Genomic DNA, 18,609 nt, shown 5'->3' on the forward strand with positions numbered 1-18,609 from the left:
GATAAATCCATGCAGCCCGGCTACTACCGCGAACTCAGCAACGAGGCGTACCACGGCGGCGAAGGTGTCTCCAAGTCGCAGCTTGACCTAATCGCCAAGGCGCCGGCCCTGTTCCAGTGGAGCAAGGCGGCACCGGAAGACCCGGAAAAGAAGAAGGCGCTGGACCTTGGCGATGCAGTGCACGCCCTGCTTCTGGAGCCTGATCGCTACGCCGCCGAATATGCGGTGGGCCCGGCTGACGCCCCGCGCAACACCAAGGCCGGCAAGGAAAAGTGGGAAGAGTTCGAATCCACGCTCACCGGCCAGACCGTCCTGTCGGCAGAGGACGGCAGGAAGATTGGCCTGATCCGCGAAAGCGTAATGGCTCACCCGCATGCACGGTTCCTGCTAGAAACTCAGGGGGATGCCGAGGCAAGCATCTACTGGAACGACGAGCGCGAAGGCGTGCTGTGCCGCTGCCGGCCAGATAAGACAATCGAACGCTTGGGCTGGATTCTTGACCTCAAGACCACGGCCGACATGAGCAAGTTCGCCCGGTCATTCTACGACTACCGCTACCACGTTCAGGACAGCTACTACAGCGACGGCTACGCAGCGCACTTTGGCGAGGCCCCGGCTGCGTTCGTGTTCCTGGTCGTGAGCACCAGCATTGAATGCGGCAAATACCCGGTTCGCCTATTCACTATGGACTTCGAGGCCAAGGCCGCAGGCCGAACCGAGTACCAGAGAAACATCGAAGTCTACGCCGACTGCCTTCGACACAATGAATGGCCGGCCATCGAAACCCTAACGCTGCCCTACTGGGCGAAGGACAAGCTATGACCGAAGTAAACCCTTTCGCCCCGCGCGGCATGGCGGAGCACGTGAACCACGGCACTGTGAACATCGAGCAGAGCCGGGCCGTGACCGAAGCCCAGGGCAAGCTGCTGCTGGCCAAACGATTCCCGCGCGACGAGGCCCTGGCCTATAGCAAGATCATGAACTCGTGCAGCAGGCCAAGCCTTGCGGCCTCTGGCGAATACGCCTATCCGCGTGGCGGGCAGACCGTATCAGGGCCTTCAATTCGTCTGGCGGAAGAGCTGGCCAGGTGCTGGGGCAACATCGAGTACGGCATCCGCGAGCTGAGCCGCCAGCAAGGCAACAGCGAGATGGAGGCCTACGCCTGGGACCTGGAGACGAACACCTACTCGTCTCAGAAGTTCACGGTACGCCACATTCGCGACAAGCGCGGAGGTGGCCAGGCCCTGACCGAAGAACGCGACATCTACGAGATTACCGCGAACATGGGTGGTCGCCGCCTGCGCGCTCGCCTTCTGGCCATCCTTCCGCCTGACCTGGTCGAAGCTGCCGTGTTCCAGTGCCGCAAGACTCTGGCCGGCGACACCAGCCTGCCCCTCGCTGACCGTGTCCGCGCCCTGGTCGACGCATTCGCCCAGCAAGGTGTTACCGAGAAGCACCTGCGCGCCTACCTCAACAAGAGCCTGGACGAGATCCTGCCCGAGGAAATCGCCTCTCTGCGCGGCGTGTTCAACAGCATCAAGAACGGTCAGGCCGCAGTGGGAGATTTCTTCTCCATCAAGCCAGCAGAAAGCCAAACCGCAGACCTCAATGCCGCCCTGACCGAGGCGCAAAGGAGTGAAGGGTGAACCCATCAATCGACCCGGAGGCAGCGAAAGCTGCCTTCTTGGCCTCCGGTGGCAGCATCGTCGTTCTTGACGGTTTCCAGTATGTGCCTTACCCACCGCACCGCGATAACGAGGTGATCAGGGCGGTTCCGCCGAAGCCAACAAACACGAAGGCCATAAAGCGCCAGAAACAGCTGGCCGATCTTCGTGAACTGGCCAAGACGATGACCTATGCCCAAGCCGCTGCACATACAGGACTTTCCAAAATGACGCTGTATCGAGCTTCGCAGGATGGCGGCTTCGCGTTCCAGCCAGATCCGCGTCGCGGCCATGGCGAAAAGAACAGGGCCTATGCCGATCCTTCTGCCGACAAAGCGCTCGCCGCACAGATCGCCGAACTTCGCGATGCCGGCCTGAACCGGCGCGAAGCCAAAACGAAACTTGGCATTTCCGACCGCAAATTCTGCCGCGTCATTCACCTGTTCGGCGTCGACTATCCCAAGGCTGAGGGCAAGCGATGCGACGGACCAATCTGAAGGCCCGCCAGCGCCGGCGGCAAGAACAGTTCCACCTGCCGCCCAGCGGCCTCACGGAGCACAAAAATGCAGAAAGCACCTTCTGGAGTGGTAACCCTGCCGGGCTGGCTGATGTCGCCAGTCAAGAAGCTATACAACACCCGCAGCGGCGGTCAGTACCGGCCTGATGATGTGGCCCTGGCCTTCGCGCTGAGCCTGCGCGTGCACGACAGCGCCGATCACCTGCGCAGGCTTGCCCGGCGCCTGGTCGATAAAGTCTGCCTGGAGCACCAGCCGAATATGAAGCGCCTGGCCCGCGAGCCGGACGACGCCATGGTGTTCGACGCAGCGCTCAAGATCATCAACCGGGTGTGCGACCTGCTCGACATAGGGCCGGGCACCCGCTTTGTGCGTAATGGAGAAGATGATGGCTCTGACGCAGCAGCAGCGTGACGAAAAACGCCGCGCCAAGGCAGAGCGCTTGCAGGAAGAAGACCTGCGCTTGAAGGTTCGACCAGGGACTAAACAGGCCCTGCTGGAGCTGATGGAGTGGGCCGGGATCGAGGAACAGGGCGAGGCGATGACGCTGATGATTCATCACATCGAAGCGCTCGGGCATCACGCGCTGTTCCGGATCACGCGCCACGAAATCGAAGCTCACCGAAATGTGGCGCGGACTGAGCCGCTGCGGCTGTCAGCAAGGAAGCGAACTGGTCAGCACCTGCGGGCGATCTGCGGATGGGCTGACGCTACCCACAGCCAGATGATCGAGGCGCTGATCCACGGCATCCATGCACTCGGACGGCTGCACGCGGCGAAGTTTATCACCCCGCCGCGGCACGAGATCAGCATATCGCCGCGCCTGGCCCTGGCCTTCGACCGGAAGAGCATGCTCATGCTCCAGCAAGACCCAGGCGACGAAATACTCGCGCCAGCCTGACCCGCGCTGCCCGCCAGCGCCTTCCCCTATTCAACGATAACGCCTCCCCGGCGAGGGCGGCGCCTGCCTAGGAGCTACCCATGGGGTCAGTAGAACGAATCAAAGCCGGTGAGCTGGTTGAAGATATCGACGATTTCTTCGCGCCGATGGCGAGCGACCTGGTCGATAGCCTGGTCGGCGAGTACGACGCTACCCGAAAGCGCCTGGAGAACATGGCTTCGTCGGTGTCCTCCGAGGCCTGCCGCGGCGTGCTGCACTACTTCGTCGAGGGGAACGTGCAGGAGCAGCGCCACAGCATGCCGACCACAGTCGAAGCGCTGTTCAACCTGTCCGGCGCTGTCGGTCAGCTCAATGCCGATTTCTGGAACCGAGCGCTGCGTATGACCGACGTCCTCGACTACATGCCGCAGAAGCGCCGCGACGAGTGGTTCGACCAGATCCGCAACCCGCTAGGACGCAAGCCCGGTCGTCACAGCAATGAGACAGAGCTTGCGCCGCTGCCTGAGTTCGAAGAAAACACCGTGCGCTCCACCTTGGCTTCTCTGCTGAATAGCCGCACCAAGTTCTTTGGCGAGCGCGTGGACGGCATCTTCCGATCTCTGAGCCGCGAGCACGTGACCAACTGCCCGCAGGGCTTTAACAAGCGCATGATCCTGCTGCGCGCCATAACCCACTACGACACCATCGACAGCAGCACGGCCGGCGTAATCAACGATTTACGGTGCGTCATCGCCAAGTTCATGGGTCGCGATGAACCGAAGTATGGCGCTACCGATGCGGTGATCCGGGCCGCCCGGAAGCAAAATGGTGTCTGGATGGGCGTGGATGGTAACGCGTTCCGCATCCGCATCTACAACGGCGTGGGTACCGCGCACCTGGAAGTTCACCCCGAAATGGCCTGGCGCCTGAATGCGGTGCTCGCCAGTATGTACCCGGCTGCGATCCCGGCCGAATTCCGGACCAAGCCTAAGCGCACCAAGAAGCTCAAGGAATTCGAGCTGTTCGACCGTCCGCTTCCCTTCGCGGTGGTTGAGCTTCTGGCGGGAATGAAGGCCGGCTGGGAGAAGAAGGAAAACCCTGGCTTCCGGGAGCCACCTTTCCTGAATGTTCCGCGAACACGCCGGTTTGAGTATGGCGGCAGCAATTCCGACAACGCGACCATGGTCGAGGCCGGAAAGGTACTTACCGCCATCGGCGCGGTATGGATCAAGGAGCACAGCTATTGGCGATTCGACTACGAGCCCGCCGACATCCTTGACCAGATCGTATGCTCCGGCTGCATCCCCGACCACAAGTCTCACCAGTTCTACCCGACGCCGGCCTGCGTAGCTGAGAAGGCTATCGAGCTGGCGGACATCCAGCCTGGTCACGCTTGCCTTGAGCCGAGCGCCGGCCAGGGCGGCCTGGCTGACCTGATGCCGAGGGACGCAACCACCTGCATCGAAATCAGCGAGCTGCACTGCAAGATCCTCGAAGCCAAGGGCCACAAAGTGGTAGAGGCCGATTTCCTGAAAGTGGCAGGCCTGGGCAGGTTCGACCGTATCGTGATGAATCCACCCTTCAGTGAGGGTCGCTGGCAAGCACACCTGCAGCATGCGGCAGGTCTCCTCTCAGATGGCGGGCGCCTGGTCGCGATCCTCCCGAGTAGCGCGAAAGGCAAGGATCTATTACCCGGATTCACTCATGAGTGGTCGCTCTCATATGCAAATGAGTTTGCCGGCACATCGGTAAGCGTGGTGATCCTCGCTGCCCAGCGCGAATTGAATTGATGAACTTGGAGTTACCCATGCCCACAGAAAACCGATCCAGCAACACAGAGATGGTCAGCGTGCAAGCAACCATCGAATCGCTTGAAGAGGCTTATGCAGGCGATAGCGCGCTCGACTTCATGAACGATGCAGCTCAGCTGCTGCGACAGTTCAAGGCCATTTCCACCCCGCAGCCCCACCCCGATCCGGTGGCGCTGCCTGAACGGAAAGAAGTTGTCGAAGAATGGGCGACGCCCGGTGGCCCTTACCGCGCTGAAGGCTGGAACGCCTGCCTCGACGAAATCGCCAATTTGGGGCCTCTCTACACCCGCCCAGCGCCAGCAGATCCTGGCGAGGTTGAGCGGCTGCGCGCTGAAATCGAAGAGTGGAACAGAATCTTTGATATGCAAGAAGGAAAGATTGACGCCATACGCGCCCAGCAGGTCGAGCGGGATGCGCTGCTGCGAGAAACTAAGGTCATGCTCTCCAGCGAGTTGAGCTATGAGCTTTTCCACAAAATGGCAGAGCACATCAAGCGTATTGACGCCGCCCTATCCAGCAGCGCAGAGCCAACAGCACGTGAAGTGCGCGCTCTTCAAATCGAGAAGGAGCTAGGTATCGAACGACTACCGGCAGAGCCTAGCGCGACAGTCATTCACCCGATCAGCATGAAGACCATGATGCAAGCCTATGAGCAGGTCGACCACAAGGCGCTATTGCACGGAACGTCGAATTGGTGCGCTGCGATGGTCTGCGCGCTGCGCGGGGTGTTGCATGCAGAGCCGAGCGCGCCGGCAGCCCAACCAGGTAAATGTCTGGACGGCGGTGATTGCGGCATAGGTGGAACTTGTAAGTGGTGCCCCCACACCACCGCATCCCCGGCGCAACAGCCTTCGTGACCGAAGGAGTACAAAAGTACTCCAGCCAGCTGTAATCCCTCTCCCCTCTATTCACTGCCGCGATATGGCAGAAGGACGAAGTCATGTCTGAAAACAAGCAGAAAGCCTGGCCCGACCACTTCCGCTACGTCGATTCCATCGGTCCGGAAGGCGTCACTATCGTATGCCAGCGCTTCGTAGTAATCCGCGAGAGCGAGCATTGCTACTGGCTCATCCCAGAAGCCCATGTAGAAATGGCGCAGCGATCTGAGGCCGCGACCGGTAAATCATGGCGATTTGCGAAGCGAGTTTCGAAAGACTCTTGGCGCCGATTCGCTTACCCCGAAAAGGGAAAGGCTCTGCAAAGCTACAAGGCCCGCAAGCGCCACCAGCTTAGCCATGCCGAGCTGGCCATGGAGCGAGCAAAGGCCGCCTTGGCCGACATTAAGGATCTGGAGGCGATCAACGACGAGCACCTGTGTGCCGGCGGCGATTACATCAAACAGCTCAACTGGGTGGACTGCTGATGACCCGCCTCGCCCTCTGCCTCCTGCTGCTTGCCACCGGCGCCAGCGCAGACCCACGGGAAACCCGGCCACTGCCTTACAGCGCCCAGGTCTACCACGACGATCAGCGCGGCGTGACCTGCTGGCAGTTCTCGAATGGGCTGAGCTGCATCCCCGACAGCCAGCTGCAGGCCGGCAACGAGCGCCAGCTCTCCCCGCACGAAACCCAACCCAAACCTACACCCGCTCTGGCGCCTGGGCGCTGGATTGATGAGAGGCATCAACTATGAGCAAGCCGCATTGGAGCGACGCGCCAGAGTGGGCCGAATGGCTTTCCCAGGACAGCGACGGCGAATGGTTCTGGTGGGAGTCGATGCCGATCCTTATCCCCGGAAAGGCTGGCTGGACTGGCGGCGGTCGCTACAAGTGGGCGCGAAAAACGCCCAACTACCAACCCTTCGGACTGACATTGGAGAGACGCTCATGACCGACCTGATCAAAGTGAGAGACTCAATCTACTTCCTGAAGGCCGCTATCGATGTGCAGGCCGAGCGAGGCAAGCAGTACGACGCGCCGGACGGTACGCGCAGCATGGTGAAGACGGTCAAAGCCTTCAACGCAATCACCGGCCACAACCTGACCGAGGCCGAAGGCTGGCTGCTGATGCAAATCGTCAAGGACGTGCGCCAGTGGCAGAACCCCGACAAGTTCCACGAGGACAGCGCGCTGGATGGCGTGGCGTACTCATCCTTGAAGGCTGAGGCCCTGGCTGCGGGAGGTGCACCATGATCCTGCCCCTGATGTACATGGACCTCCTGATCTACAGGGGGCCGCGATGAGCAAGAACTGCAACACCTGCAAATGGCTGGAGTGGGTTGACGGTGAAAGCGAGTCGGACACCGGCTTCACATGCAACAAGCGCCATCAGCAGATGTGGGCCGACGGCCGCGAGCAAGAGCTGCTCGACAACCTGGAGCGCGACGATTACCGCGCGCGCTACAAACGCTGCTTCGAACCAGAAGCCTAACCACTCCCTTACTACTCAAGCCCGCCGACATGCGCGGGCATGGAGAGCTACGCCATGACGAAACACAAGCCAGGCCCTTGGGTCATCGACGAAAAAGGCCATGAAGCAGACCCCGGGAAACTCAGCATCGTCGTTGGTGACGGCGAGTACTTCATCTGCCAGGTAGATGGGGGAATGCATCAGATGGCAAATGCAAAGCTGATCGCGGCCTCTCCTCTGCTGTTGGATGACCTGATCGACGCTGCTGCACAGCTGCGAGCATACGAGACCCTGCACCGCGCCAAAGGCACCGCCGACAGCCTCGCTAAAGCCGAGGTCAACGCCGAACTGGCCTCGCGCTTCGAGCAGACCATCGCCAAGGCCACGGCCTGACACTTATGCCGCCACCGGCGGCGTGGAGACCATCCCATGAACCAGTCTTCCTGCCTCATCACGAAACTACTGGGCCCTCCATACCGCAAGTTCGGCCACTGGTGGGTCGATGTCGAATACCGGTCGTTTGGCCGGACCAATAAAACACAGCTCATGTTCAGGACCCAGGAAGGCGCTAAGGCGGCCAGGGTCGGGCAGAGCTTTGTGGCCTGAGGAGGCTCACATGACCACCCCATTCAAGGCCTACACCCTGGGCGAGGACTTCGCCGTCAGGGAGGTCACCATCGTGCGCAAAGGCCTGTTCTGCGTGGACAGCAAAGGCGTGAAGCACCCGAGGCCGAAGCTGTTCACCAGCGCCAAGGCCGCGCAAGACAAGGCCAGGAAGTGGCTAGCTGATCGTGAGGCGCAGCTGGCCAGAGAGAACGAGCTGCACGAGCAGCGCAAAAAGATCGTCGCATCCTACTGATGCCGCCGGGTGCGGCAGGAGCCCTACATGGAACCAGAAATCATCCACATCCCCGAACTGGCCAAGCTCCTTGGCCGGTCCGAATCCGCCATCCGCAGCGCGCGGCAGGCCGGTGCATCCTGGCTGCCGCCATTCTTCAAACAAGGCAGCCGGATCTGCTGGCGGGTCAGCACGGTGCGTCAGTTTTTGCAGGAGTGCGAGAGCGGACTGCACACGCCGGCACGGACAGGTCGGAAGCGCCAGGCGCCCCCGACGCTCGCCAGCGTGCGTTAACCGAGCTTGTCAGCCAGTGTATCGGGGCACAGATGCGTATAGCGCTTGAGCATGCTCAAGGACTTGTGCCCCGTGATTGTGCTGACTTCCATCATGGAGAGGCCTTTTTCGAACAGCCTCGACGTACCTTCATGACGGAGGTCGTGGAAATGCAGATCTTCGACGTTGGCCGCCCGGCAGGCCCGGGTGAAGTACTGGCTAACGGAGTGCGGAACCAGTGAAAAGACTTTGCCATCCAGGCGCGCCGGCAGCGACTCGAGCAGGTTGCGCGCACGAACAGACAGCGGGACCAGTCGGCGGGTACCGTTCTTTGTGTCTTCCAGAATCACGTGCTTCGCTTTGACGTTCTCGCGACGGAGCGTCAGCAGTTCGCTACGGCGCATCGCCGTCTCTACCGCAATACCGATGATCGCCGGCATCTCAGCGTGGATATCGCCAGCCGCCTTGATCACATCCTTCAGTTCCTGGGCAGTCGGCCGCCGATCGCGCGACTTCGCGCCCTTCGGCATCCTCAGCCGAGCCACCGGGTTGCTCAGCCCCTCAATCCCCCAGTCCTTGATGGCCACTGTATAAAGGTGGCTGATCACCGCTAGGTCGAGCTTGACCGTCGCGGTGGACTTCCCTTCCTTGAGCTCATCATCCCTGTATGCAGCCATGTCGCTTGACCGGATCGCGGCCATGCCCTTCTTCGCCAGCTTGTGCTTCTTCCACTTGGCGATGCGGGTCATCTCCTGCTTGGCGCCCTTCTTGGCCGAAGTCACCTCGCGGGAGTAGCGGTCAAGGGCCTCTTCCAGGGTCGTGCTCTCCGCCTCGCGCATGTCGACGAATCTGGCGCGCGACATGTCGCCTTCGATTTCGGCAGCCCAGCGCTGGGCCTCGGCCTTGGTGTCGAAGGTCGCGGAGAGGATCGGATATCCTTTTCGGCGGATCTTGGTCCGCCATGCCCCGTTGGGGCGCTGCTCGATAGTGGCCATGCACCGGATTTTGCCGGGGACACGTGGGACATGCAATTTCTTCGAGTGTCCCAGGATTGTCCCAAATGGCCGGGGCCAGCAAAATCCGCAGGCATGAAAAAAGCCCCGCAACCTCAATGGCTGCGGGGCTTTCGAATGGTGGAGGCCGAGGTCGGAATCGAACCGGCGTAGACGGATTTGCAATCCGGAGCATAACCACTTTGCTACTCGGCCTCAAAGTTCGGAGCTAGCAGCTTTCGCTTCGCTTCGCTATCTCCTTGAAACTTCAGCGCTTTTTCAAGCTTGCTGCGTTTCGATGGACGCCATTATGTCTACATTCGTTGATCCTTGCAACCCCCTGATTAGAAAAAATCTTCAAGGGGCTCAAGGTGTTAGCGCAGACGACCCAGTTTGCTCCAGAGGCCGACCACCGTGTTCTCCACGGTACTGCTGGCCGCTACACCGATCCGCTCCTGCAGGCTCTTGCGCTCGGCAAAGCGCAAGTGGAACAGGTTCGCGTCACGGGCGCGCTCGCTCAGGTATTCATCGCTGGTACGCAGTTCATCGACCAGTTTTCGGTTCAGCGCAGCAACGCCCAACCAGACTTCGCCGGTGGCGACCTCATCGATGTGCAACTGGGGGCGGTAGCGGGAGACGAAATCCTTGAACAGCTGGTGAGTGACATCCAGGTCTTCCTGGAACTTCTCCCTGCCCTTTTCTGTGTTCTCGCCGAACACCGTCAAGGTGCGTTTGTATTCGCCAGCGGTGAGCACTTCAAAATCGATATCGTGCTTCTTCAACAGGCGGTTGACGTTGGGCAACTGGGCCACCACACCGATCGAGCCGAGCACGGCAAAGGGGGCACTGACGATCTTTTCGCCGATGCAGGCCATCATGTAGCCGCCGCTGGCGGCAACTTTATCGATGCAGACAGTGAGCGGAATGCCGGCCTGGCGGATGCGCGCCAGCTGCGAGGCGGCCAGACCATAGCTGTGCACCAGGCCACCACCGCTCTCGAGACGCAACACGACCTCGTCACGGGGTGTGGCGAGGCTCAGCAGCGCGGTGATCTCATTGCGCAGGCTTTCGGTAGCCGAGGCTTTGATGTCGCCGTCAAAATCGAGGACGTACACACGGCTTTTCTCGTCTGCCTTATCTTTTTTCTGCTGTTTTTCCGCCTTGGCCTGCTGCTTGCGCAGAGCTTTGAGTTGGGCCTTGTCGAACACCCCTGCCTCCAGGCGTTCGCGCAGCTCTTTGTAGAACTCATTGAGACGGGTGACCTGCAAATGCCCGCCCGACTTGCGCCGCCCCTTGCCCCGCAAGCCAGCGATGGCCGACAGGACCACCAGAATGGCGATCACCAGGGTGGCGGTTTTGGCGAGAAAGCTTGCGTATTCGGCAAGAAACTCCACAGTAGTCCTCAATGCCCGGAATTAAAGGGCTACGCTACCATGGCTTGTGACACTTTGGTACGGTCTTGTGACATTCCGAAGCACTTGAGGCAGGCCCAACGGCGCACCTTTCGGGCCTCTTGGATGCCTCATCGTCTGCCCGTGTGGGGGCCTTATCGCGCCATTGTGAGCTGGCGAGCAGCTAACCATGAGCGCCCATGCGAGGGCCTACGGGGGAACCTGCGCGGGATGTCTTGTAATGGTGACCTTTCAGATTTTTCTGTCAGATTCTCAAAGGGCACTAAGGCGGCCTGCTGTGAGCTGGTGAGCAGCTAACGTTGCGACCACAACCAGAACCCCAGTTGGACGGCCACACAGACCCAGTAGAGGGCCTGTAGGTGGTCCATGGGGTTCTCCTTATTGTTAGACGTTTCGATCACTGGAAACAGAAATCGAACTCCGGGCACCCAGAGTACAGCCTGTCAAACAAAGCTTGTTCATCGGTAAGCTCTGCATGACAGCCCAGATCAAGGAAATAGTTTTTTTCCTCCCACAGTCCATAGATCAGCCATTCACCTGTTAGCTTCCGTTCGGAGCGCCGCTGTGTGTAGGCACCTACGAGCTGACCGGCGATGTCCCCGCTTAGCTTCCATAGTTCTTCATGAGACTTGCCTGCATTCTCGGGGGCGGTCATGAGGTCCTTTATTGCTTGCACCTCAGACGCTCTATCCTCTGATGTCCAGTGAAGTTCGATGTTTGTGATGAGATGTTCAGAGGTTGTGTAGTGCGTGTGCCGAAGGTTCCCTAATACGTCCCCCGAAAACTTTTTCTGTTTTTTGGTTCTGGTAGCTGAAGACCATGGCATTTTCTCCAGCCAATCCATTTCAGCCACCACCGCCTTGAAGGTTCTCCCATCGCAATCCATCAGCGTTTCGAATAACAGCTTGCTGATTCTGGAGGCGTACGGCCTATCCCCCAGCTCTGCCGCAAAAACCTTCTGAAGCTGCTTCTGATCCATCCGCCTACCTTTCATGAGGTGTAATGATTGGAGGCGGGATGATAGCTCAGAGGCCCCGGAACTATTCATCACTCGGTCGTCAGCTTCACGTTCGTGACCAGCGGGAACGGCACCTGAACGGTCTGTAAACCGTCTTCGGTCAGAGCTACCTTGACCATGCCATTGGCGATGATGTCCACGACAGCCATGATCTCGATGTCCCAGCCTTGGGCGTTCGGGTTTCGGGTCGCCTCGATGCGCCAAACGTTGCCATCTTGACGCTCACGGTAGCTCAGTGAGGTGAACAGCTTGGGCAACATGAAGATGCCATGGTCGGTGCCGGTGTACGGCTGAACGCCTGCGCCAATGAGTTCCTCAATGGAACCCAGACCAGCACGCTGAGAAGCACGCTCAAGAACAGCCACGAGAGACACAGGCAGCAGGACCACGAAGTCAGCGAGAGAGTTGCCTACGGTCTGGTTGATGTTCAGGGTCAGGATGTCGATGAGGTCCTCAGCGATCTCGACAGGCTTACCCGTGGGCTTGGCCTCGGATACGCTCTCGGTGCTTGGAGCGGTCGCCAAGATGGCAGCGACCTTACCGGCTGCGCTGTGCTCGATGTCACGAAGCATCTTGTCGGCGGTTTGCTCCATGGACTGGACGGTAAAGCCTGCCTGAATGTTGTGGTCGAGGATGGTAGCGCGGTGGCTGATGACCAATGCTGTGTCAGTGGCCTCGGTGAAGATCACAGAACCGGCCAGGACTTCGCCCTTCTCGACGGTCTGGTTGTCCCAGTTCTTGCGAGGGTCGAAGGTGACGGTGCGGTCAGCCATGGTGATGATTTGTTGCCCAGTGGCCTCAGAGCCAGCCGGACGGAACTCGCAAGGGGTCGCCTCCATGGCAGCCTCTCGCCACTCATCGCCGTTCAGATAGTCCTCAGCGGCTTCCACGAGGGCCTCCACATAGACGGACACATCGGTGGCCGCTTGGGTCTCTGGTCGGACATCGGCAGTATTGAATCGGATCGACCCGGTGTTTCCATCGACAATGGCGGTGGTGTAGGTCGAAGGTTTGGTGTACTGGAATGGCTTGGTCATGATGGTCTCCTGAATTATGAATTAAGTGGTTGTGTGTCGAGGTACTGTTACCAGCCACCGCTGTTGCTACGGGAAGCGGCACGGATGCGAGCACCATGCTCACGAATGGCAGCGGCTCTGGCCTCCCGATCAGCCTTCGCTTGGGCGATCTCTCGGGGCGTCCATTCACGGCATCGCTCAGCGTAGGCGTTAGCCTCAGCTTGCTGGCGAGCACGTTCTTGGGCCTTTTCGCACTGGTCTTGGCGGTACTCTCGGGCGACATCAGGAATCGCTTGGAGCGACAGACCGGCCTCATCGAACGCCTTAACGATCTCGAATTGACGGCCCTTCACGGCCCCGCACTGGGCGACCAGCATGGGCAGCATGATGTTCTCGACGTACTCACGGCTCAGGGTCTGGCCCGACACGGTGACTTCGTTCTTCAGGACTTTGGTGATGTTGATTTGCATGGTTTGGGTTCTCCTATTAGGGACCCTTTGATTCGTCCTTGCGCCATAGACGCGCACGACCAGACGGCCAAGGAGAAAGCCTGCATGGGCATCTTCAAGGACGATCAAAAGGTTCTGGGTTTCAAGTGGTATTGATGACGCTGATTCAGGACATGGCGGGCCTGAAGGGCATCGAATAGATCAACCGTGGCGACGGCTGTTATGCAGGGTCGAGGAAATTATTTTGTTGTTGGTCTTCCTGTCCTGGCCATAGTGAGGGTTTTTAACGACAGCCTTGACGGATGCCTTCAAGTTGTGAGCGAGATTCCTTCGGAGCCGCTCAAAGGAATCCTCAAGTGAGTCGAAGCGATTGCTTGAAGACACAACCCCTGTTCGAGTAGCAGGTTCAATCGGTCGAGCGTCTTGGCGGGGCACTTAGCGAGGACCCGTTGGGCTAAAGCATCCATGTCGAAGGTGACCACTCCAGCCTTGTATGTTCTGAAGTTTGAATGCTGGTTGTTAAGGATGTTCCGTAGCTCAATGAGCTGAGCACGAGCAGGTCGGGTGAAGACCATGGATAAGGTGGTCAATTGTTCAGTGGTGAGGCGTGAGTTAGCTGGGCAGACAATGCTGGTCATGTTGGGAGGACTCCTTTGCGGTGTTCTTTAAGATGCCCTTTTCGATGAATGAAAGATGAGGGGTGTAATTACAATTACCCCTCTCCCTCTGGGTCTACTCGATGAGCTGGTCGATTCCGTTGGCCGCTTGGGTCTCGTTGAGTTTCTTTAAAGTATGCGGCATTAATTCAGCAGCCTCAGCGCCCAGCGTTCTCAGGTCGTGGTGCAGCTTGGCGAGAACTTCAGGGCTTGGCGGTTCGCCTGGGTCGTCCCACTCGTTGACTCGGCTGCTCTTCAGGAAGCCATAGCGCATCTCATGGGTCAGCTCATCGGGACGACTCTTGAGCAGGTACGGCATTGCCAGTTCAACGGCCTTCACATACCGCTGAGCTTGTCGGAGACCCAGCCGGTATTGCGCCATAACGTTTGCCGCTGAGACGACTTCGAGTTCAGCGAGGATGGCAACAAGTCGCTTCACGGACAGAGGTTTGGACGAGCCACCAGAGCCGATTGGGCGGTCATGCCAGTCGAGCCTTGCGATGCCCTCAAGGATGTCCATTGCGAAGTGGGGATACTGGCCATAGTCGGTGGTCGGCCCAATGAAGCCGTAGAACAAGTTGGCGATGATCTTGGTGGGGCGGCCTCGGCCACGCTTTGGGACGGCAAGCGCAGCGGTAGTGATTGCCTCGTGTTGAGCTGGGTCGTAACTGGACATGAATGTGATCCTCCTGTGGCCGCTGCGGGAGTGCAGCCATAGTGAGGGGTTTTACGACAGCGATTTTGAGCCGTACTTAGTGAGGGTTTTTGCAAGCTCGCCAGACGCTCGCCAGCGAACGCAAACTCCGATCAATGCCACGCTTTAGGTAGGGTGCCGAACGCATCACCACGGCGATTTCAGGAGGTCGATTTTCGTGACCGAAACGAAAAACCATTCAGTTTGCATGGAAACAAAACGATCCTACGCTCATTCTGCAAGGCTACACCCCTGCGAGCGACGTAGAATCCACGTAGGAACGCGCTACGGACATGATGCCCACGGCGATTGGGTCGCTCGACTCAGCAGCGTTGTACTGGCCAGTCTTGCGGATGGTCGGAGCCACGTCCTCAGCGATCCAGTTACGGAAGTCGTTTGCTGACTTCAAGTCTCCCCGCATGAGCATCTGATAGACCCAGCTCTCAGTGCCCATCCACGAGTTCACCTGAATCACCGAGCTATTGGGACGGCCTACCAATTGTTGGTAGACCCCATTGGCGTCCCGGTGGTCTCCCAACGAATGGTAGGCCGCAAGAACCTCTCGGAACTGGATCAGGCCCCTAACGTCCCCATTATGGGTACGGAAGGACGACACAGCGTTGCTTGGGTTCTTTAGTCCAACCGAGCGAGCCACCTGAGTGGCGATGAACAGCAGGTAATGCTCAGGGTGACCCACGAGGACATCCAGCTTACAGGCTTTTACCTTCGGCTTTCTTAAGATTGTGATCAGCCACAGCGCAAATAAATTCAGCAATACTGGAAGCCACATTTCCACTCCCATACATGAAATCATTATCAAATTGATATTCGCCGTCGACACCCAAGCTTACAAGCTTACCCATTTTCTTGCTGCAATCCGCAGCCGAAACATACCACTTATACAAGTCGATATCAGAAGACTTTGAGCTAACCACTCTCCCTGCGATGACCGCAATAGAAACTTTATTTCTATTCGTAGAGAACTCAAATGAGCCGGGCTTTGCTTCCCATTTAAAACCTTCCTTGGATTCATCAAGGCTTATCCAATCTCCCCCCGCAGAAGCCGAAAAACTGAGGAAAAGTGCGATAGCACTCACCAATCCAATTGAACCGTTACGCATCTGCAATCTCCTTGAAAACGGTCGAACAGTATCATTAAGACATCATTGTGGCGAGAGGCCATGAAACGCTTTATCTACCGTCCCCCGTGCCAGCTTCAAGGCGTCCACCATGAGCCCCATTGAGGCTGCCGCATTGCCCCCATAGACATCGAACGCAAGCGACCCAGAGCTGTGCCCCAAGATGGCCTGGACGATGCCCAACGATACCCCTGCGGTTTTCAGTTCGGATGACAGCGAGTGCCTCAGTGAGTGGAACGACAGCCCTTCCCCGGTCTTGGTCCCGAGCACGTCACGGATCATCTGATTGGTGAGTTGATCGAAGCCACTCTTGGACTGGGTGAACAAACGCCCTTGGGTCTGCGAGAGCTTCTCAAGGTGGCCCTCAGGGATGCCCAGCAAGGGCACCACGCGACGACTGAATTTGTTCTTCAAGGTCTTGCCGTCCCGGTCATTGATGTCCACGACCCATTGACCCTCGACCTTGTAGATATCGCTGCCAGTGAGCTGGTGAACCTCCCCAATGCGTGCCCCAGTGGCGACCCCAAGGGCAATGACAGAGGCTCGCCAGTCTTCCCCGAAGTTGCTCACGGCCCAGCCCTGTAGAACCTTGAGGTGATCCTTAGAGAACGCTATGCGATCACTCTCGGCACCTTTGGTGATGGTCAGCTTCTTGGAATAGTCCCGTTCAATGAGACCCGTGGCCACAGCCCAGCCGATGACAGAGGAAGCGTGGGTCATGACCTTTTTGGCCGACGATGGTTTACGGCCTTTCAGGAGAGCATCACGAAGGCCCACGAAGGTGGCCCGAGAGTGCTTCGCCATATCGGCGTCCTTGAGGTGCGCAACGATGGTGCTGGTGCTGCTATTCCAGTTCTTCAGCGTAGCGGCTGACTTGTCCCCGCCCCGTTCGGCCTTGAAGGCGTCGTAGAGGGCCTGGAAGGTGGTGTCACTGGAGGTGGTCGTTGAGGTGTCCGTTGAGGGCGAAATACAGATAGAAGCAGGCACAGGCTCACGACTATCGGAGTCGATATCCTGATTGGCATTACCTATCGAACCCTTCAGGTCCCCATTGAGCAGCTCGACCAGTGCTCTCAGGTCGCCGCTGTGCCGCCCTTGAGCAGCCGTCAGGACCCGCTGAGCCAGTAACACGGCCTGCGCTTGGGGCAAGCTCATGGGCATCGTTTCGGCGATCTCAGCGAGGTTCTCGGAGACATCCGACAGGACCAGCCCATAGGCTTCCCCTTGAGGGTTGCCCAAGGCTTCCTCAGCGATGTCCCGAAGGTTGGCCCGTAGATCCTCAAAGTTCGCCTCAGGATTATCGAGATGAAACGCCTTGAGAGTCTGAAGGAGATGCTTGGCGGTAGTCATGGCAGCAGGTCGATTGGTGGTCTTGAGCGAGATCGTACAGGAGGTGTGGGAGCCCTTGAGGCGGACTCGGAGGTGATACCGACCAGAGGCTCTGCGGTACACGTAAGGCACTGCGATTTGTGACACGTTGGGACGATTTGTGACACCGGATTTAGAGGTGAGAATGGTCATTTTGGGTGGAAGCCCCGTGCTGCTTGGCTTTACCCGAGATCAAGGACAGTTGGCAAGAAACTCCACATTGACTCCTTGATAGACCAGCGCCTGAAGGCGCGAAACTGCACCAAGCATACCGGTGCGTCAGTGGCGCTGCCAGCCAGGGAAAACGCTGGCAACACAGTTCAAACAACCTTTTCAAACGCTTGTATGTTTTTTCGTTGACAGCCTGTCTGTCGCATCCTAACCTCGCAGCAACTCCCTTGGGCCGGACCTCTTCGTGGGCAATATCTACCTGATCCGACATGGCCAAGCCTCCTTCGGTGCCGACGACTACGACGTCCTTTCACCCGTGGGCGCGCGGCAGAGCCATGCACTAGGGGAACATCTGGCCCAACTCGACCTGCGTCTGGATCGGTGTCTGGCCGGCGACCTGCGCCGCCAGCAAGACACCGCGCGCCTGACGCTGCAAGCCATGCAGGCCCACGGCTGCTCGACACCGGCCATTGAGACCGACGCGGCGTTCAACGAGTTCGATGCCGACGGCGTCATCCGTGCATTGCTTCCCGATCTGCTGCCACAAGAGCCCGACGCGCTGCATATCCTGCGCAATGGCACGACCCATCGCAGCGAGTTCCAGCGCCTGTTCGCGCTGATGGTGCAACGCTGGCACGACGGCGAACACCAAAGCGATGGCCTGGAGACTTGGCAGGCATTCACCGCCCGGGTCCAAGGCGGCCTTGCACGTGTGCTCGAAGGCGCAGACCGAGGCGACAACATTGCCATCTTTACCTCCGGCGGCACCATCGCCGCCCTGCTCCACCTGGTTACCCGGATCACACCCAGCCAAGCTTTCGCGCTGAACTGGCAGATCATCAACACGTCGCTCAGCCACCTGAAGTTCCGGGGCAACGACGTCGTACTGGCTTCCTTCAACAGTCAAGCCCATGTGCAACTGTTGAGGACGCCGGAGCTTGTCACCTATCGATGAGCCCGGCCTGTTGTCCCCGCTGAGGGACGTGAATATCACTCTATAAGGAATGCGCCATGACCTCCGTAGCTGATGCCGTCAAGAAGATGCAAGAGAAGTTCAACCCATCCGCTGCCGCCGGCCTGGACCTGGTGTTCGGCTTCAACATCACCGACGAAGACAAGCACTACGCGCTGATCGTGAAGGACGGTACCTGCAACCTGCAGGAAGGCGAGAACCCGGACGCCAACTGCACCTTGGTGATGGACAGCGAAACCCTCAAAGGCATCGTCAGCGGTGACACCGATGGCATGCAGGCCTTCATGAGCGGCAAGCTGCGTGTCGAAGGCGACATGATGCTGTCGATGAAACTCAGCGAGCTGTTCCCGGCCTGAGTGGCTCGAGCGCTCGCCGATGAAAAAACCGAAGCC

28 protein-coding genes and 1 tRNA gene are annotated in these 18,609 nt (G+C 58.8%); 18 read left to right on the forward strand and 11 right to left on the reverse strand.

Annotated elements, in window-relative coordinates; translation table 11 throughout:
- Positions 1-9: 9 nt before the first annotated feature.
- From ACNFCH_RS07505 to ACNFCH_RS07580, 16 genes are all read left to right on the forward strand, one after another.
- Complete coding sequence (locus ACNFCH_RS07505) at positions 10-822, forward strand: PD-(D/E)XK nuclease-like domain-containing protein (RefSeq protein WP_416742564.1); 813 nt, start codon at positions 10-12, stop codon at positions 820-822.
- On the forward strand, positions 819-1,646 hold the full coding sequence (locus ACNFCH_RS07510; protein ID WP_060489032.1) for a hypothetical protein: 828 nt from the start codon (positions 819-821) through the stop codon (positions 1,644-1,646). The genes ACNFCH_RS07505 and ACNFCH_RS07510 overlap by 4 nt, the downstream gene beginning before the upstream one ends.
- Positions 1,643-2,161 carry a hypothetical protein gene (locus ACNFCH_RS07515; RefSeq protein ID WP_416742565.1) on the forward strand — a complete coding sequence of 173 codons (519 nt, stop codon included), beginning with the start codon at positions 1,643-1,645 and terminating at the stop codon, positions 2,159-2,161. Before ACNFCH_RS07510 ends, ACNFCH_RS07515 begins: the two co-directional genes overlap by 4 nt.
- A 66-nt stretch (positions 2,162-2,227) precedes the next feature.
- Positions 2,228-2,593 (forward strand): hypothetical protein, encoded by a 366-nt coding sequence (locus ACNFCH_RS07520; protein ID WP_416742566.1) that lies wholly within the window; start codon positions 2,228-2,230, stop codon positions 2,591-2,593.
- A complete protein-coding gene (locus tag ACNFCH_RS07525) occupies positions 2,568-3,080 on the forward strand; it encodes a hypothetical protein (RefSeq protein ID WP_416742567.1) in 513 nt (170 codons plus the stop codon). Before ACNFCH_RS07520 ends, ACNFCH_RS07525 begins: the two co-directional genes overlap by 26 nt.
- An 80-nt stretch (positions 3,081-3,160) precedes the next feature.
- On the forward strand, positions 3,161-4,849 hold the full coding sequence (locus ACNFCH_RS07530) for a DUF4942 domain-containing protein (protein WP_235767871.1): 1,689 nt from the start codon (positions 3,161-3,163) through the stop codon (positions 4,847-4,849).
- Positions 4,850-4,866: 17 nt separating this feature from the next.
- Positions 4,867-5,727, forward strand: a complete 861-nt coding sequence (locus ACNFCH_RS07535) for a hypothetical protein (protein WP_416742568.1) — start codon at positions 4,867-4,869, stop codon at positions 5,725-5,727.
- An 83-nt stretch (positions 5,728-5,810) separates the two neighbouring features.
- Complete coding sequence (locus tag ACNFCH_RS07540) at positions 5,811-6,233, forward strand: hypothetical protein (RefSeq protein WP_256806932.1); 423 nt, start codon at positions 5,811-5,813, stop codon at positions 6,231-6,233.
- Positions 6,233-6,502, forward strand: a complete 270-nt coding sequence (locus ACNFCH_RS07545) for a hypothetical protein (RefSeq protein ID WP_416742569.1) — start codon at positions 6,233-6,235, stop codon at positions 6,500-6,502. The genes ACNFCH_RS07540 and ACNFCH_RS07545 overlap by 1 nt, the downstream gene beginning before the upstream one ends.
- Entirely contained in the window at positions 6,499-6,699 is a 201-nt protein-coding gene (locus tag ACNFCH_RS07550; protein WP_182816126.1) for a hypothetical protein, read from the forward strand. The genes ACNFCH_RS07545 and ACNFCH_RS07550 overlap by 4 nt, the downstream gene beginning before the upstream one ends.
- Complete coding sequence (locus tag ACNFCH_RS07555; protein ID WP_416742570.1) at positions 6,696-7,001, forward strand: hypothetical protein; 306 nt, start codon at positions 6,696-6,698, stop codon at positions 6,999-7,001. Before ACNFCH_RS07550 ends, ACNFCH_RS07555 begins: the two co-directional genes overlap by 4 nt.
- A gap of 46 nt (positions 7,002-7,047) precedes the next feature.
- The gene (locus tag ACNFCH_RS07560; RefSeq protein ID WP_028698342.1) at positions 7,048-7,239 is read left to right on the forward strand and encodes a hypothetical protein; all 192 of its coding nucleotides are present in this window, start codon (positions 7,048-7,050) and stop codon (positions 7,237-7,239) included.
- Between the two features lie 54 nt (positions 7,240-7,293).
- Entirely contained in the window at positions 7,294-7,611 is a 318-nt protein-coding gene (locus ACNFCH_RS07565; protein WP_416742571.1) for a hypothetical protein, read from the forward strand.
- Positions 7,612-7,647: 36 nt separating this feature from the next.
- Positions 7,648-7,824, forward strand: a complete 177-nt coding sequence (locus tag ACNFCH_RS07570) for a hypothetical protein (RefSeq protein ID WP_180962760.1) — start codon at positions 7,648-7,650, stop codon at positions 7,822-7,824.
- Between the two features lie 10 nt (positions 7,825-7,834).
- A complete protein-coding gene (locus ACNFCH_RS07575) occupies positions 7,835-8,077 on the forward strand; it encodes a hypothetical protein (RefSeq protein WP_063912550.1) in 243 nt (80 codons plus the stop codon).
- A 27-nt stretch (positions 8,078-8,104) separates the two neighbouring features.
- Positions 8,105-8,350 carry a helix-turn-helix transcriptional regulator gene (locus ACNFCH_RS07580; RefSeq protein ID WP_416742572.1) on the forward strand — a complete coding sequence of 82 codons (246 nt, stop codon included), beginning with the start codon at positions 8,105-8,107 and terminating at the stop codon, positions 8,348-8,350.
- Here the strand turns inward: ACNFCH_RS07580 and ACNFCH_RS07585 are convergent.
- The 11 genes from ACNFCH_RS07585 to ACNFCH_RS07635 all read right to left on the reverse strand — a co-directional run bounded on the left by ACNFCH_RS07585 (position 8,347) and on the right by ACNFCH_RS07635 (position 17,055).
- Positions 8,347-9,324, reverse strand: a complete 978-nt coding sequence (locus tag ACNFCH_RS07585; RefSeq protein WP_416742573.1) for a tyrosine-type recombinase/integrase — start codon at positions 9,322-9,324, stop codon at positions 8,347-8,349. The two genes, ACNFCH_RS07580 and ACNFCH_RS07585, sit on opposite strands and share 4 nt — an antisense overlap.
- A 139-nt stretch (positions 9,325-9,463) precedes the next feature.
- Positions 9,464-9,537: transfer RNA gene (locus ACNFCH_RS07590), tRNA-Cys, on the reverse strand.
- A gap of 158 nt (positions 9,538-9,695) precedes the next feature.
- Entirely contained in the window at positions 9,696-10,715 is a 1,020-nt protein-coding gene (gene sohB / locus ACNFCH_RS07595) for a protease SohB (protein WP_416742574.1), read from the reverse strand.
- A 415-nt stretch (positions 10,716-11,130) separates the two neighbouring features.
- Positions 11,131-11,712, reverse strand: coding sequence for a hypothetical protein (locus ACNFCH_RS07600; RefSeq protein ID WP_070094271.1), 582 nt, complete (start codon positions 11,710-11,712; stop codon positions 11,131-11,133).
- Between the two features lie 68 nt (positions 11,713-11,780).
- Entirely contained in the window at positions 11,781-12,788 is a 1,008-nt protein-coding gene (locus ACNFCH_RS07605; protein WP_070094306.1) for a hypothetical protein, read from the reverse strand.
- 47 nt (positions 12,789-12,835) lie between these two features.
- The gene (locus tag ACNFCH_RS07610) at positions 12,836-13,237 is read right to left on the reverse strand and encodes a DUF6971 family protein (protein WP_416742575.1); all 402 of its coding nucleotides are present in this window, start codon (positions 13,235-13,237) and stop codon (positions 12,836-12,838) included.
- Between the two features lie 287 nt (positions 13,238-13,524).
- A complete protein-coding gene (locus ACNFCH_RS07615) occupies positions 13,525-13,854 on the reverse strand; it encodes a hypothetical protein (protein WP_070092614.1) in 330 nt (109 codons plus the stop codon).
- Between the two features lie 94 nt (positions 13,855-13,948).
- Positions 13,949-14,548 carry a hypothetical protein gene (locus ACNFCH_RS07620; RefSeq protein ID WP_070092615.1) on the reverse strand — a complete coding sequence of 200 codons (600 nt, stop codon included), beginning with the start codon at positions 14,546-14,548 and terminating at the stop codon, positions 13,949-13,951.
- A gap of 262 nt (positions 14,549-14,810) precedes the next feature.
- Positions 14,811-15,356: a BRO family protein gene (locus tag ACNFCH_RS07625; protein WP_170831777.1), complete on the reverse strand. Its 546-nt coding sequence runs from the start codon at positions 15,354-15,356 to the stop codon at positions 14,811-14,813.
- The gene (locus ACNFCH_RS07630) at positions 15,277-15,687 is read right to left on the reverse strand and encodes a hypothetical protein (RefSeq protein ID WP_170831778.1); all 411 of its coding nucleotides are present in this window, start codon (positions 15,685-15,687) and stop codon (positions 15,277-15,279) included. Before ACNFCH_RS07630 ends, ACNFCH_RS07625 begins: the two co-directional genes overlap by 80 nt.
- A gap of 42 nt (positions 15,688-15,729) precedes the next feature.
- Positions 15,730-17,055 (reverse strand): tyrosine-type recombinase/integrase, encoded by a 1,326-nt coding sequence (locus ACNFCH_RS07635; RefSeq protein ID WP_070092617.1) that lies wholly within the window; start codon positions 17,053-17,055, stop codon positions 15,730-15,732.
- 433 nt (positions 17,056-17,488) lie between these two features.
- On the opposite strand from ACNFCH_RS07635, the gene ACNFCH_RS07640 reads away from it, so the two are divergent.
- Together ACNFCH_RS07640 and ACNFCH_RS07645 are read left to right on the forward strand one after the other, a co-directional pair.
- Complete coding sequence (locus tag ACNFCH_RS07640) at positions 17,489-18,199, forward strand: histidine phosphatase family protein (RefSeq protein ID WP_416742576.1); 711 nt, start codon at positions 17,489-17,491, stop codon at positions 18,197-18,199.
- Positions 18,200-18,255: 56 nt separating this feature from the next.
- On the forward strand, positions 18,256-18,573 hold the full coding sequence (locus ACNFCH_RS07645) for an SCP2 sterol-binding domain-containing protein (protein ID WP_043211712.1): 318 nt from the start codon (positions 18,256-18,258) through the stop codon (positions 18,571-18,573).
- The last annotated feature ends 36 nt before the right edge of the window (positions 18,574-18,609 follow it).

Origin of the sequence: Pseudomonas sp. NY15354 (assembly GCF_048068075.1) — a bacterium.
GTDB classification, from domain to species: Bacteria; Pseudomonadota; Gammaproteobacteria; order Pseudomonadales; family Pseudomonadaceae; genus Aquipseudomonas; species Aquipseudomonas guariconensis_C.